Below are 13,859 nucleotides of genomic sequence, written 5' to 3' on the forward strand. Positions count from 1 at the left end.
TTGATGAAACCCTTTCGGCGGGGCTTGCACCCGGTCGCGGTTTCGGAAAAGCTGCGCCATGGAACACAAGACTTTCTCAGCTTGGGCCGATGTGGCCCCCCGTCTGGTCGCGGTCGCCGCAGGCCGTGAACCGGCGGACATGATCATCCGCGATGGTATCTGGATCAACGTGCACACGCGCGAGGCGCTGCCCGGCCACTCCATCGCCATTGCCGAAGGGCGGATTGCCTTTGTCGGCCCCGATGCCAGCCATTGCACCGGCCCGGAAACCCGGATCATCGAGGCGAATGGGCGTTACATGATCCCCGGTCTTTGCGACGGGCATATGCATATCGAAAGCGGGATGCTGACCCCGGCCGAGTTTGCCGCCGCCGTCATCCCGCATGGCACCACCACCATGTTCACCGACCCGCACGAGATCGCCAATGTCCTTGGCCTCGCGGGTGTGCGGATGATGCATGACGAGGCGCTGATGCAGCCCGTCAACATCTTTACCCAGATGCCCTCCTGCGCGCCCTCGGCGCCGGGGCTGGAAACCACCGGGTATGAGATCACGCCCGAGGATGTGGCCGAGGCGATGACCTGGCCCGGCATCATCGGGCTGGGCGAGATGATGAACTTTCCCGGCGTCACCAATGCCGACCCCAAGATGCTGGCCGAGATCGCCGCCACCCAGCGCGCGGGCAAGACGGTGGGCGGGCATTACGCCTCGCCCGATCTGGGCCCCGCCTTTGCCGCCTATGTAGCGGGCGGCCCGGCCGACGATCACGAAGGCACCTGCGAGGCCGATGCCATCGCCCGGGTCCGGCAGGGCATGCGCAGCATGATGCGGCTGGGCAGCGCCTGGTATGACGTGGAAACCCAGATCACCGCGGTGACAGAAAAGGGGCTCGATCCGCGCAACTTCATCCTGTGTACCGACGATTGCCATTCAGCCACGCTGGTAAACGACGGGCATATGAACCGGGTCGTGCGCCATGCCATCGCCTGTGGCTGCGACCCGCTGGTGGCGCTGCAAATGGCGACGATCAACACCGCCACCCATTTCGGGCTGGAGCGCGAGTTGGGCTCGACCGCACCCGGTCGCCGGGCCGATGTGATCCTCACCTCGGACCTGCGGGAACTCCCCATCGAACTGGTGATCGCACGCGGGCAGGTGGTGGCCGAAAACGGCAAGATCACCGTCGATTGCCCACATTACAACTGGCCCGACACCGCCCGGAACACCGTGCATTTGGGCCATGCGCTCAGCGCGACAGATTTCGAGATCAAGGCCCCCACCGGCGCCAACCGGGTGCGCGCCAATGTGATCGGCGTGGTGGAAAACCAGGCCCCCACCAAGGCGCTCAAGGCGGAACTGCCAATCATCGGCGGGCTGGTCGAAGGCGAAGGAGATGTCTGCCAGATCGCGCTGGTCGAACGCCATCGCGCCACCGGCGGCGTCACCAACGCCTTTGTCTCTGGTTTCGGCTATCAGGGCCGCATGGCCATGGCCTCGACCGTGGCGCATGACAGCCACCACATGATCGTGGTGGGCACCGACCGCGAGCAGATGGCGCTGGCCGCGAACCGGCTGGCCGAGGTCGGCGGCGGCATCACCATCTGGCGCGAGGGCCGGGAACTGGCGCTGGTGGAACTGCCTATCGCCGGTCTGATGTCCGACAGCCCCGCCGCCCAGGTCGCCGCCAAGGCGCAGAAGATGGTCGACGCGATGGTTACCTGCGGCTGCACGCTGAACAACGCCTATATGCAACACTCGCTGCTGGCACTGGTGGTGATCCCGGAACTGCGCATCTCGGACCTGGGGCTGGTCGATGTCCGCACCTTTGAAAAGATTGACCTGCTGGAACCGCTCGCATGACGCAACTGATCACCCCAAAGGCCCCGGAACCGGCCCTCTTCACCGATGCGGCAGAGGCCGTCGCAAGGTTGGAACAGCTCTATGCTCAGGCAACCGGGTTCCTGTGCGACAGCTTCACCACCGCCATGCAAGGCGCCGAGGCGGGCACCCGCTATCGCGCCTATTACCCCGAGATCCGCTTTTCCACCTCCTCATACGCTCAGGTCGACAGCCGGCTCAGCTATGGCCATGTCTCGCACCCCGGCACCCATGCCACCTCGGTCACCCGGCCCGATCTGTTCCGGTCCTATCTGACTCAGCAGATCGGCCTGTTGATCCGCAACCATGGCCAACCCGTGCAGATCGGCCCGTCATCCACCCCGATCCCGCTGCATTTCGCGGTGGCCAACGCCCCCGATCTGGTGGTTCCACACGAGGGCGCCGCCGGTTTCACCCTGCGCGACGTGTTCGACGTGCCCGATCTGGCCACCACCAATGACGATATCGTCAACGGCACCCATGTGTCCGATGACGGCTCGGGCCCGCTGTCGCTGTTCACCGCGCAGCGGGTGGATTACTCGCTCGCCCGGCTGGCGCATTACACCGCCACCGACCCGGCGCATTTCCAGAACCACGTCCTGTTTACCAACTACCAGTTCTATGTCTCCGAGTTCGAAGCCTATGCCCGCGCCCAGCTGGCCGATCCCGACAGCGGCTACACCAGCTTTGTCAGCACCGGCAATGTCAAGATCACCACGGCCGATGCGCCGCTGGATACGCCCGCCAAGCTGCCGCAGATGCCGTCGTATCACTTGAAACGCGCCGACGGCTCGGGCATCACCCTGGTCAATATCGGCGTCGGCCCGTCGAACGCCAAGACCGCGACCGACCATATCGCCGTGCTGCGCCCGCATGCCTGGCTAATGGTTGGCCATTGCGCCGGGCTCAGGAACACCCAGGCGCTGGGCGACTTCGTACTGGCCCATGCCTATCTGCGCGAGGATCACGTGCTGGATGACGACCTGCCGGTCTGGGTGCCGATCCCGGCACTGGCCGAGATCCAGATCGCCCTGGAACAGGCCGTGGCCGAGGTAACCGAGCTTAGCGGTTATGACCTGAAACAGATCATGCGCACCGGCACCGTCGCCACCATCGACAACCGCAACTGGGAACTGCGCGACCAGTCCGGCCCGGTGCAACGCCTCAGCCAGTCGCGCGCCGTGGCGCTCGATATGGAAAGCGCCACCATCGCCGCAAACGGCTATCGGTTCCGGGTTCCCTATGGCACGCTTCTCTGTGTCAGCGACAAACCGCTGCATGGTGAATTGAAGCTTCCCGGCATGGCGTCGTCCTTCTATACCACCCAGGTCAGCCGCCATCTGCGCATCGGAATCCGGGCGATGGAGGCGCTGCGCGGCATGCCGCTGGAACGCCTGCACAGTCGAAAACTGCGCTCTTTCGACGAAACTGCCTTCCTCTGACCGCGAAAAAACGCCGAAATCCCCATATTTTTGGGTTTTTCGTCGCTACTATTCGTTGTGTTTGATCACAAGATACAGTTAGATTGCCGCGATGAGGCCCAATGGATCGGGCACGAAAAAGGAGACCAAGAAATGGCAAAGCCTATGACCAAGACTCAACTCGTTGCCGCACTGGCCGAGGAAATGGGCAGTGATAAGAAAACCGCCGGCATGGCGCTGGACGCCATCGGCGCGCTGATCACCCGCGAAGTGGCAGGCGGTGGCGCTGTCACCCTGCCGGGCGTCGGCAAGATCTATTGCCGCGAGCGCCCCGAGCGTCAGGTCCGCAACCCGGCCACCGGCGAGACCTTTACCAAGGAAGCCGACAAGGTCGTCAAGGTGACCATCGCCAAGGCGCTGAAAGACAGCGTCAACGGCTGATCCGCACCGGACCCGAACGACAAGGCCGCCCACGGGGCGGCCTTTTTCGTTGGGCAATGTCGCAAAATCGGGTCGATCCGCAAGGCGGGGCTTAGCTGACTTTAAATGAGCACCTGCCGCAGATCACATTGATCCCTCACGCGGTGCAGGTGGACTGATGTCACAAGAATCTCTGGCTATCTTTTCAGCTGGCAACCTGTGCCGATGAAACGGTTCGCCGAAAAACCCAAAATGCCATAATGGCGAGAAAAACCATGCCCCCGCCCATGACAAAAGCCACGTTCACATCGCCCAGATAATCCGAAAGCCCCCCGGCCAGTGTCGGAGCGATCATCATGATCAGATAGTACATCGAGTAGAAAACGCCGGTACCGAAGGCACGCGCTTCGGCAGAAAGAACCAGGCTTGGCAGCGCGACCAATGGCCCAGGTGCCAATCCGGCAAACAAACCGCCCAAGACAAGCGTCGCAGGGACATAGGCTTCCGGGAGATAGAGAACCGCTGGAAAAACCATCATCTTGCCAGCCAGGCTTGCCAGAATGACCCAATTTGCGCGCCCGGTCCGATCTGCCAGCCATCCGCCCAACGGAATGGAGAGAGAGGCCGCGAATATGTAGAGACTTATGGCGGAACTTGCGGCGGTGATCGGCATCCCGCGATCTGCCAGAACTAGCGTGCCAAAGCTGAAGATCATGGCGAATGCGGCATTGTAGAGCGCCCATAGCGCCGCAGCCAATGCCAGCGGTGTCCAGGGAAGAGAGGTGAATTTGATCGGCGCATTGCCGGTTACTGCACCCTCGGGTGCCTTGTAGATAACCACAAAAGACAAAAGCGCGAGAACCGAACAGATCGTCAACACGGTCCATGCTGTCTGGAGATCGGTGCTGGCAGCCAGCGCGGGAAGTATCAGCAGGCTCAGACCGATCCCGATTGGCCAGGAACTTATGAAGATCGCCAAAGCCGTTGAAACAGCCCGCCCTGCGAACCAGTCGATGACCATTTTGGTCATCAGGACGTTCAGAACGACTCCGCCTGCTCCAGAGACAATTCTGCCCGCCACGGCCCATCCCAAGTTTGAAGCATAGGCCACCATCACGCCACCCAGAACCATCAGCACCAGACTGGTTGCAACCGTCCGCTTGTCGCCAAACCAGGTCGCCACCGCACCGCCACCAATCGCAACAATGACCCCGGGGCCAAGGTAGAGACCGATCAAAAGACCGATATCTGTCAGGGTAATAGCGAGACTTTCCATGATGAATGGGGACAAGGCCGCTATCGATTGGAATTGGACCGCCATCACCGTTCGCGCAAAGAACAGCACTAACAGAATAATCCATCGCATCGGCATAGATACATTCCTTGCAAGAACGACACGATGAAAGCTTATTAGTATGTGTCGCCCCCAGCATATGTTCGGATTTTGAAAGCAAACAAGGAATTTAAGTGGAGGCTCCTCGCGCCTCGGGGGCTTGTGCCCGCTCCGGGATCATCCAGACCAACACGGCTTCACAACATGACCTTTTTCGTCCCAAGGGACACGGATGTTTACCTCGGGCCAATTCCGGCGCAGGGTTGCGGTGCAACCCCGGAGGCCCGCCATGAATGAACATCCCGTCTGGTCCTATGTCCACCGCGCTCAGGCCGATCTGCACGCGCTGTCGAATGCCGTCTGGGCCACGCCCGAGACCTGTTATGCCGAAACCCGCTCCACCGCCGCCCATGTGGCCGAGCTGAAACGCCAGGGCTTTGCCGTCACCGAAAACGTCGCCGGCATCCCGACCGCGGTCATGGGCGAGGCCGGCGAGGGTGGCCCGGAGATCGCCTTTCTGGGCGAATACGACGCGCTGGCGGGGCTGAGCCAGGTCGCCGACCTGGCCGAGCGCAAGCCGATGGAACAGGGCGCCAACGGCCATGGTTGCGGCCATAACCTGCTGGGATCGGCGGCGATGCTGGCGGCCATCGCCCTGCGCGACTGGCTGCACGACACCGGCACTCCGGGGCGGGTGCGCTACTATGGCTGTCCCGCCGAAGAGGGCGGCGCGGGCAAGACCTTCATGGTGCGCGATGGCGCATTCGCCGATGTCGATATCGCCATTTCCTGGCATCCGCATTCGATCCCGGCCGTGATGCTGGGCAGTTCGCTGGCCAATGCCCGCGTCGATTTCTCCTTCACCGGCCGCGCCTCGCATGCCGCCGCCTCGCCCCATCTGGGCCGCAGCGCGCTGGATGCGATGGAACTGATGAACGTGGGCGTCAACTACCTGCGCGAGCATATGCCCGACAGCGCCCGCATCCATTACGCGATCATCGACGGCGGCGGCATCTCGCCCAACGTGGTGCAGGGCCAGGCCAAGGTCCGCTACGTGGTGCGGGACAAGACCGCGCCCGAGATGCTGAAACTGCTCGCGCGGGTGCGCAAGGTGGCCCAGGGCGCCGCGCTGATGACCGAGACCGAGGTGCAGGACGAGGTGCTGGCCGCCGTGTCCAACCTGATCCCCAACGACCCGCTCTGCGCCGCCATGCAGCGCAATCTCGACCTCTTGGGTCCGCCCCCGTTCGACGATCTGGACCGCGCCTATGCCGCCCGGTTCCAGGCCACCATGACCGAGGAGGATGTCGCCACCGCTTATGAAAGCGTCGGCATGCGCCCGCGCACCGATCTTGCCCTACCCGATTTCGTGGTGCCCGAGGGCACGCCGGTGCCCCCTCTGGCCGGATCGACCGACGTGGCCGATGTCAGCTGGGTGGTGCCCACGGTTCAGCTTTGGGGCGCGACCTATGCCATCGGCACCCCGTTCCACTCGTGGCAGATGGTGGCCCAGGGCAAGAGCCCGCTGGCGCTGAAGGGCATGACACACGCTGCCGCTGTCATGGCCGCGACCGGGGTCGATGTCATCCGGGACGCCGACCTGCGCAAACGCGCCTGGGACGATCTTGCCGCCCGGATCGGACCAAAGGGGTATACCTGCCCGCTACCCCCCGAGGCCGAACCGCCCATCGCCGCCATGGCCGGGAAATAACCACTGCCCCTGCCCCTGCTGAAAACCCGATCCGGAGAACACAGATGACCAGACAAGACGCCTACGGAAATCCGATCACGACCGAGAGTGCGGCGGCAGCAGACCACTATGACCGGGGCGTCCGGCTCTTTCTTGCCGGTCAGTTCGGGGCGGCGACAGAATTCGAACAGGCCATCGAACAGGACCCCGGATTTGCGCTTGGCCAGGCGGCCCTGGCCCGGGCGCGGATGATGTCCGCCGATATGCCGGGGGCAAAGGCCGCGATTGCACAGGCAGCGGAACTTGCGCCACAGGCGGACCAACGCGAGCGCCAGCATATCGAGGCGATGAACCTGTTGCTGAGCGGGCAACCAAAAGCGGCGCGGCAGGCGGTACTGGCCCATGTCCGCGACTACCCGCGCGACGCTCTGGTCGCGCAGCTCTGCACCAACATCTTTGGCCTCATCGGCTTTTCCGGCGAGGTCGGGCGCGAGGCGGAGTTGCTCGCCTATACGTCTGCCCTGCTGCCCCATTACGGCGAGGACTGGTGGATGATGTCGATGCACGCCCTGTCGCTGTGCGAAACCGGGCAGGTCGACGCCTCGCTGCGGCTGATGGAGCAATCGCTGGCGCTCAACCCCAACAACGCCAACGGCTCGCATTTCAAGGCGCATGCGCTCTACGAGGCAGGGGACACCGCCGCTGGCCGGGCCTATCTTGCCGAATGGATGCGTGGCTATGACGACCGGGCGGTTTTGCACGGGCACCTGTCCTGGCACCAGGCACTCTGGGCGCTGCATGACGGCGACGAGGCCGAGATGTGGGCACTGGTGGATCGCAGCATCGGCCCCGGCGCGGCCAAGGGCCTGCCGATCAACGTGCTGACCGATACCGCCGCCATCCTCTATCGCGCGGAACTGGCCGGTATCACGGTGGACCCGGCACGCTGGACCGCGATCAGCGCTTTCGCCGCGCGGTTTTTTCCCGAAACCGGGCAGAGCTTTGCCGACATGCACGCGGCCCTTGCCCATGCGATGGCCGGTCAGGGCGACCGGCTGGCCCATATCGCCGAGACGGCCAAGGGATTTGCCGGCGACATGGTGCGCCCGATCGCCCGCGCCTGGGGCGCTATTGCACGGCAGGATTGGACAGCCGCGCTCACCGAACTGGCACAGGTCATGGCCACAAACGAACGTCTGGGCGGCAGCCGCGCCCAGCGCGATCTGGTCGAGCTGGCCTATGTCAACGTGCTGGTGCGGCTGGGTCTCACGGAGGAGGCGCACCGCAGCCTGCAAACCCGCCGTCCCGTACTGTTCCCGGCGCCGCCGATTCACGATCTCGGGTGATCCCGGACCTCGGCACTTGAACATCGCCGGGTTTTCCGAAACTGTCCGCCCGATTGCACAGAGGGTGGAGAGATCATGGACTTGCGCGCCATCGCCATGGGGCTGGCTTTTGCCTTCATGTGGTCCTCGGCCTTTACCTCGGCCCGGATCATCGTCGCGGATGCCTCACCTCTCTTTTCGCTGGCCTGCCGGTTCCTGATCTCGGGGCTGATCGGCGTGCTGATCGCAAAGGCGATGGGCCAGACCTGGCGGCTGACCCGCAACCAGTGGAAGGCCACCATCATCTTCGGCGTCTGCCAGAATGCCCTTTACCTGGGGCTGAATTTCTACGCGATGCAGACGGTCGAGGCCTCGGTCGCCGCCATCATCGCCTCAACCATGCCGCTGCTGGTGGCGCTGGCCAGCTGGGTCTTCCTGGGCGAACGTCTGCCAAGCCTCGGTGTCATTGGCCTCCTGGCCGGTTTTGTCGGCGTCGCACTCATCATGGGCGCCCGGATCGACGCGGGCGTCGATCTGTTCGGCGTGTTCCTGTGCGGTCTCGGCGCGCTGGCGCTGGCGGCCGCCACATTGGCGCTGCGCGGAGCGACCTCGGGCGGCAACTTCATGATGGTGGTGGGCCTGCAAATGCTGGTGGGCTCGGCGGTGCTGTTCGTCGCGACCCCGGTGTTCGAGACCGTGCATGTGAACCCGACGCTGCCGCTGGCGCTGGCATTCGCCTATACGACGCTGATCCCCGGCCTGACCGCGACCTTTGTCTGGGTGCTGCTGCTCAACCGCATCGGCGCGATCCGGGCCGCCACCTTCCACTTCCTCAACCCGGTGTTCGGCGTCGCCATCGCCGCCGCCCTGCTGGGCGAGCGCCTGGGCGCGCTCGACCTTGTCGGCGTGGCGATCACCACCGCTGGCATTCTGGCGGTGCAACTGTCCCGACAGACGGCGGCGCGCAAGCCTTAATTCAACAGCGCCTCAATCTCGCGCTTCATCCGCGCCGAATCGGGGCGCACGGCCGAGCCAAAGGTCGCCGCAACGGTGCCGTCCGGCGCCACCAGCACCTTGTTGAAATTCCAGCCCGGCTCGAACCCGGTCTCGGCCTTGACCGCCTTGTAGAACGGATGCGCCCCCGCCCCTTTTACATGCAGGATGTCGGTCATCGGCAGGGTCAGGTCATAGTTCAGCGCGCAGAACTCCTTGACCTCGGCCGCCGTGGCCAATTCCTGGTTGAAATCGTCCGACGGCACGGCCAGCACGATCAGGCCCTTGCCTCGGTAGGTCTCCCACAGGTCCTGCAACCCGGCATATTGCCCCGTGAACCCGCATTGCGACGCGGTGTTGACCACCAGCACCGGCTGCCCGCGCCAATACTCCATCGACAGCGTACCGCCGTCGATCGAGGGGAACACGCCCGACACCGGGGCCGCCTGAACAGCCCGGCCAACAAGCAAAAGAACGATCAGAAAAATGATACGGAACATCTTTGCTCTCCTTTCCCTCAGTCTACGTATGCCAAAGCCACCCGGATCAATGCACGTCTGCGCGAGCGGCATGAAACAACCCTTTGCTTTCGGCAATCCGATCTCAAATACTGCGCCTAAGACCCTAAGCGGAGGTTCCATGACCCGTTACACCAAATCGCCCGAAGCCCTGGCCGCCCTGTCGCCCGAAGAATTCTACGTGACGCAACGCAGCGGCACCGAACGCCCGGGCACCGGCAAGCTCTTGCACAACAAGGAACCCGGCATCTATGTCGACATCGTATCGGGCGAACCGCTGTTCGCCTCGTCCGACAAATACGAATCCGGCTGTGGCTGGCCCAGCTTCACCAAGCCGATCGAACCGGCGCACGTGACCGAGATCGAAGACCGCACCCACGGCATGATCCGCACCGAGGTCCGCTCGAAACACGGCGACAGCCATCTGGGCCATGTCTTTCCCGACGGTCCGCGCGACCGCGGCGGGCTGCGCTACTGCATCAACTCGGCCTCGCTCCGCTTCGTTCATCGCAACGACATGGAGGCAGAAGGCTACGCCGACTACATTGACCAAGTGGAGGATATCGCATGAGCCTTGAACGCGCCGTTCTGGCGGGGGGATGTTTCTGGGGGATGCAGGACCTGATCCGCAAGCTGCCCGGGGTGAAAGCCACCCGCGTGGGTTATACCGGCGGGGATGTGGCCAACGCCACCTACCGCGATCACGGCACCCATGCCGAAGGGATCGAGATCATGTTCGACCCGGCCCAGACCACCTATCGCGACCTGCTGGAGTTCTTCTTTCAGATCCACGACCCGACCACGCCGAACCGCCAGGGCAACGACATCGGCCTCAGCTATCGTTCCGCGATCTATTACGTGGACGAGGCGCAAAGGGCCGTCGCGCTGGATACCATCGCGGATGTCGACGCCTCCGGCCTCTGGCCCGGCAAGGTGGTGACCGAGGTGGAACCCGTAGGCGATTTCTGGGAGGCCGAGGACTATCACCAGGACTATCTGGAGAAGCATCCCAACGGCTATACCTGCCACTTCCCGCGCCGGGACTGGGTGCTGCCCAAACGGGCCAGCGCCGCTGAATAACCAGAAAAACAGAAGCGGGGCGCGCGAGCGATGCGCGCGCCCCAACTCACTCGTCGGCCACGCGCGGCCGCCCGCTGGCCTCGACCGTAACGGTCGCCTCGACAAAGACTTCGCGCCCCTCGACCGGCACCTGCCGGACATCGCGCGACACGATCACCCGGACATCCTCGGCCCCGGCGGCGCGCGCCTCCGCCTGCGCCTCGGCGCGCAGAACCTCTTCCAGCAGCCCCAGCGCCGCCTCGGCCGAGCCAAAATCCTGCGGCCCCTCCTCCAGATGCACGCGGTACCGCCCCTCGGCCGGGGCCGTCACGGTCCCTGACTTGCGAAAGGTCACCCGCCCGACCACGGCGCCGATGGCATTGGCGACGCCTGCATGTTCCGGCAGGATCATGCCGCAATGCAGCCGCGCACCCACCGCCGGGTAATAGCTGGGCGCCGACGCCCCAAGCCCGACGACCTCAACGTTCAGCGCCGTGTCGAGCATGAGCAGCCCGCGATGGCCCGCAAGCCCCTTTTGCGTCAGGATATGCCGCGCCAGTTGCTCAGGCGGCAAACCGAAATCGCTGTCATCCTCGGCAAAAGCGGCCTCCAGCAAGGTCAGCGCGGTCTGCTCGGTCAACTGGTCGATGATCATCTGCGCCAGCGCCTCGGGGGAACCCGCCAGGCGTTCGCCGCTGCCGGTCCGCTTGCGCGCATAGAGCTCCAGCCCCTTGCGCGCAGCCTCACCATCCCAGACGTCAAGCCGTCCCAGCACGTGGCTCGCATCCGAGGGCGTGATCCCCGACACCTGCACGATCCCCCGGTCGATCAGCCGCGACAGCGCGCCCTGCTCCATCCTGGTGCGCAACAGCCCCGACAACGGCAGCACCCGTGTGCCCAGCCGGTCCAGCAACACGGTCTCGCGCGGCCCCAACCCGTCGGTCGGCACCCCCGGCAGCATGCGGGCAAACCGCACATCGTATTCGCCCACGGTCGCGGCCCGCAATTGCTCGTCCAGCACCGCATGCACCGCCTCGCCCGCCTCGGCCGCGATCAGCGAGACCGGCAGCACCCGGCGCGGCCCCAGAAAGACACCGCCCTTCAACCCCTCGGCCACCACATGGACCTGGCTGTCCCCGCCCAGGCCATGGGTCCGCATCGCCACCGCCTCGACCATGGTGCGGAAGCCGCCCACCTGCGCGCCTGCCGGGTCGATCTTGGGCCGCCCGTCCTTGATCAGGGCCACATCCGTGGTGGTGCCGCCGATATCCGAGACCAGCGCATTCTCGACCCCGGTCAGCCAGCGCGCCCCCACGATCGAGGCCGCCGGACCGCTCAGGATGGTCTCAATGGGCCGTGCCCGCGCCTGTTCCGCGCTCATCAGCGCCCCGTCGCCGCGCACCACCATCATCGGCGCGTCAATGCCCAGATCAGCCAGCGTATCCTGCGCCCGTCCGATCAGGCGATCGATCATGCCGATCAGCCGCGCGTTCAACACCGCCGTCACCGCCCGTTTCGGGCCGTTGAGCTTGGCCGACAACTGGTGCGAGCAGGTCACCGGCGCGCCGGTCCGCTCGGCGATGATGCGCGCCGCCTCCAGCTCATGCGCCGGGTTGCGCGTGGCGAAATGCGCCGCCACCGCATATCCCGACACCCCCGCGCCCGAGGCCAGAAATTCCTCCAGCGCGGCCACGTCCAGCGGCGCCACCTCGCTGCCCGCATGGCTGTGCCCGCCCGATATGACCAGCGCCGGATCGCCCTTCAGGGCCTCGCGCAGCCCATGCTTGTCCAGATCGCCCTGGCTGAACCCGATATAGATCAGCGCCACCCGGCCGCCCTGGCCCTCGACCAGCGCATTGGTGGCCAGCGTGGTCGACAGCGAGGCCAGCCCGATCTGCCCGGCCGAGACACCGGCCTCCTCCATCACCGCCCGAATGGCCTGCCCCACCCCGATGGCCAGATCTGACCGCGTGGTCAGCGCCTTGGCCGAGGCAATGACATCGCGCTCGTCCCGGATCAGCACCGCATCGGTATAGGTTCCGCCTGTATCCACGCCCAATGACAGTGTCATCCGGGTTCTCCCTTCTGTTCGCTCTGGCCTGAATACCGGCTTTCTCCGACACGTCCCGCCTGTTTGCGGCACTTATCCCAGCTTCTCGACCGCCCAGATCGCGGCATCCGCGACCGTGGCATCGGCATCCCCCACCAATCGCGCGGCCACCCCCCGCAACTCGGGCAGGCCCGAATTCCCGATGGCATAGAGGACATTGCGCACAAACCGGTCCCGCCCGATCCGCTTGATCGGCGAGCCCGAGAACATGGCCCGGAACCCGGCATCGTCCAGCCCGGCCAATTCGGCCAGACGCGGCGCGGTCAGCTCCTCGCGCGCCGCATAGCGCAGGTCGCTGGCCGCCACCGCAAACTTGTTCCACGGACAGGCGGCAAGGCAGTCGTCGCAGCCATAAATCCGGTTGCCCAGCTTGCCGCGCAACTCCGGGTCCACCGGCCCCTTGTGCTCGATCGTCAGGTAAGAGATGCAGCGCCGCGCATCCAGCTGGTAGGGCGCCGGAAAGGCATCGGTCGGACAAGCTGTCAAGCAGGCGGTGCACGACCCGCAATTGTCCCGCTCAGGCTCGTCCACCGGCAGATCCAGCGTGGTGAACACCGATCCCAGAAAGGCCCAGTTGCCCCAATCCCGGCTTACCAGGTTGGTATGCTTGCCCTGCCAACCCAGTCCCGCCGCCTGCCCCAACGGCTTTTCCGGCACCGGCGCGGTATCGACAAATACCTTCACCTCGCCCCCCGCCTCACCAATCAGCCAGCGCGCCAGCCGCTTCAGGCGTTTCTTGACCAGATCGTGGTAATCCTTGCCCCGCGCATAGACCGAAATCGCCCCCCGGTCGGGTTGGCCCACCACCGCCATCGGATCCTCATCCGGGGCATAGCTCTCGGCCAGCATGATCACCGACCGCGCCTCGGGCCACAGCGCCGCCGGATTGCCGCGCCACTCCATCCGCTCGGCCATCCAGCCCATCTGCCCGTGAAACCCGGCCCCGACAAAGGCGGTCAGCCGGTCAGGCACCTCGGGCACATCCCAGGGGCGGCAGATACGGCAGGCCACGAACCCTTCCTCCAGGGCGCGCGCCACCAGCCTCTCCTTCAACTCCCGGCTCATGCTTCTTTCTGGTCCAAAATACTCCGGGGGAGTCGCGCCTTGGCGC

General features: G+C 64.9%; 12 protein-coding genes. 8 read left to right on the top strand and 4 right to left on the bottom strand.

The annotated features are described in order from the left end of the window. Positions 1 to 58: 58 nt before the first annotated feature. The 3 genes from ade to G0P99_RS05905 all read left to right on the top strand — a co-directional run bounded on the left by ade (position 59) and on the right by G0P99_RS05905 (position 3,741). On the top strand, positions 59 to 1,861 hold the full coding sequence (gene ade / locus G0P99_RS05895) for an adenine deaminase (protein WP_164128462.1): 1,803 nt from the start codon (positions 59 to 61) through the stop codon (positions 1,859 to 1,861). Then, on the top strand, positions 1,858 to 3,321 hold the full coding sequence (locus G0P99_RS05900) for an AMP nucleosidase (RefSeq protein ID WP_164128463.1): 1,464 nt from the start codon (positions 1,858 to 1,860) through the stop codon (positions 3,319 to 3,321). The genes ade and G0P99_RS05900 overlap by 4 nt, the downstream gene beginning before the upstream one ends. Before the next feature lie 132 nt (positions 3,322 to 3,453). Then, entirely contained in the window at positions 3,454 to 3,741 is a 288-nt protein-coding gene (locus G0P99_RS05905) for an HU family DNA-binding protein (protein ID WP_164128464.1), read from the top strand. 184 nt (positions 3,742 to 3,925) lie between these two features. Here G0P99_RS05905 and G0P99_RS05910 read toward each other — a convergent pair whose 3' ends face one another. Next, positions 3,926 to 5,092, bottom strand: a complete 1,167-nt coding sequence (locus tag G0P99_RS05910; RefSeq protein ID WP_164128465.1) for a CynX/NimT family MFS transporter — start codon at positions 5,090 to 5,092, stop codon at positions 3,926 to 3,928. A gap of 250 nt (positions 5,093 to 5,342) precedes the next feature. Between G0P99_RS05910 and G0P99_RS05915 the strand changes: the two genes are divergently transcribed. The 3 genes from G0P99_RS05915 to G0P99_RS05925 all read left to right on the top strand — a co-directional run bounded on the left by G0P99_RS05915 (position 5,343) and on the right by G0P99_RS05925 (position 9,043). Beyond that, on the top strand, positions 5,343 to 6,764 hold the full coding sequence (locus G0P99_RS05915) for a M20 family metallopeptidase (RefSeq protein WP_164128466.1): 1,422 nt from the start codon (positions 5,343 to 5,345) through the stop codon (positions 6,762 to 6,764). 44 nt (positions 6,765 to 6,808) lie between these two features. Continuing rightward, positions 6,809 to 8,089, top strand: coding sequence for a tetratricopeptide repeat protein (locus G0P99_RS05920; RefSeq protein ID WP_164128467.1), 1,281 nt, complete (start codon positions 6,809 to 6,811; stop codon positions 8,087 to 8,089). 75 nt (positions 8,090 to 8,164) lie between these two features. Then, positions 8,165 to 9,043, top strand: a complete 879-nt coding sequence (locus G0P99_RS05925; RefSeq protein WP_164128468.1) for a DMT family transporter — start codon at positions 8,165 to 8,167, stop codon at positions 9,041 to 9,043. Here the strand turns inward: G0P99_RS05925 and G0P99_RS05930 are convergent. Then, the gene (locus tag G0P99_RS05930; protein ID WP_164128469.1) at positions 9,040 to 9,561 is read right to left on the bottom strand and encodes a glutathione peroxidase; all 522 of its coding nucleotides are present in this window, start codon (positions 9,559 to 9,561) and stop codon (positions 9,040 to 9,042) included. The two genes, G0P99_RS05925 and G0P99_RS05930, sit on opposite strands and share 4 nt — an antisense overlap. 139 nt (positions 9,562 to 9,700) lie before the next feature. Here G0P99_RS05930 and msrB point away from each other — a divergent pair, with 139 nt between their 5' ends. After that, positions 9,701 to 10,150 (top strand): peptide-methionine (R)-S-oxide reductase MsrB, encoded by a 450-nt coding sequence (gene msrB, locus G0P99_RS05935; protein ID WP_164128470.1) that lies wholly within the window; start codon positions 9,701 to 9,703, stop codon positions 10,148 to 10,150. Further along, positions 10,147 to 10,659, top strand: a complete 513-nt coding sequence (gene msrA / locus G0P99_RS05940; protein ID WP_164128471.1) for a peptide-methionine (S)-S-oxide reductase MsrA — start codon at positions 10,147 to 10,149, stop codon at positions 10,657 to 10,659. The genes msrB and msrA overlap by 4 nt, the downstream gene beginning before the upstream one ends. Before the next feature lie 46 nt (positions 10,660 to 10,705). Here the strand turns inward: msrA and G0P99_RS05945 are convergent, their stop codons facing one another. Further along, a complete protein-coding gene (locus G0P99_RS05945) occupies positions 10,706 to 12,709 on the bottom strand; it encodes a hydantoinase/oxoprolinase N-terminal domain-containing protein (RefSeq protein WP_164128472.1) in 2,004 nt (667 codons plus the stop codon). Between the two features lie 72 nt (positions 12,710 to 12,781). Beyond that, the gene (gene queG / locus G0P99_RS05950; protein WP_164128473.1) at positions 12,782 to 13,813 is read right to left on the bottom strand and encodes a tRNA epoxyqueuosine(34) reductase QueG; all 1,032 of its coding nucleotides are present in this window, start codon (positions 13,811 to 13,813) and stop codon (positions 12,782 to 12,784) included. Positions 13,814 to 13,859 lie beyond the last annotated feature (46 nt).

The sequence above is a fragment of the Ruegeria sp. PrR005 genome (genome assembly GCF_010500245.1).
Lineage (GTDB): Bacteria > Pseudomonadota > Alphaproteobacteria > Rhodobacterales > Rhodobacteraceae > Ruegeria_B > Ruegeria_B marisflavi.

Excerpts from the sequence above, each read along its gene's own strand:
- ade (WP_164128462.1), top strand. The coding sequence starts at position 59 with ATGGAACACAAGACTTTCTCAGCTTGGGCCGATGTGGCCCCCCGTCTG.
- G0P99_RS05900 (WP_164128463.1), top strand. The coding sequence starts at position 1,858 with ATGACGCAACTGATCACCCCAAAGGCCCCGGAACCGGCCCTCTTCACC.
- G0P99_RS05905 (WP_164128464.1), top strand. The coding sequence starts at position 3,454 with ATGGCAAAGCCTATGACCAAGACTCAACTCGTTGCCGCACTGGCCGAG.
- G0P99_RS05910 (WP_164128465.1), bottom strand. The coding sequence starts at position 5,092 with ATGCCGATGCGATGGATTATTCTGTTAGTGCTGTTCTTTGCGCGAACG.
- G0P99_RS05915 (WP_164128466.1), top strand. The coding sequence starts at position 5,343 with ATGAATGAACATCCCGTCTGGTCCTATGTCCACCGCGCTCAGGCCGAT.
- G0P99_RS05920 (WP_164128467.1), top strand. The coding sequence starts at position 6,809 with ATGACCAGACAAGACGCCTACGGAAATCCGATCACGACCGAGAGTGCG.
- G0P99_RS05925 (WP_164128468.1), top strand. The coding sequence starts at position 8,165 with ATGGACTTGCGCGCCATCGCCATGGGGCTGGCTTTTGCCTTCATGTGG.
- G0P99_RS05930 (WP_164128469.1), bottom strand. The coding sequence starts at position 9,561 with ATGTTCCGTATCATTTTTCTGATCGTTCTTTTGCTTGTTGGCCGGGCT.
- msrB (WP_164128470.1), top strand. The coding sequence starts at position 9,701 with ATGACCCGTTACACCAAATCGCCCGAAGCCCTGGCCGCCCTGTCGCCC.
- msrA (WP_164128471.1), top strand. The coding sequence starts at position 10,147 with ATGAGCCTTGAACGCGCCGTTCTGGCGGGGGGATGTTTCTGGGGGATG.
- G0P99_RS05945 (WP_164128472.1), bottom strand. The coding sequence starts at position 12,709 with ATGACACTGTCATTGGGCGTGGATACAGGCGGAACCTATACCGATGCG.
- queG (WP_164128473.1), bottom strand. The coding sequence starts at position 13,813 with ATGAGCCGGGAGTTGAAGGAGAGGCTGGTGGCGCGCGCCCTGGAGGAA.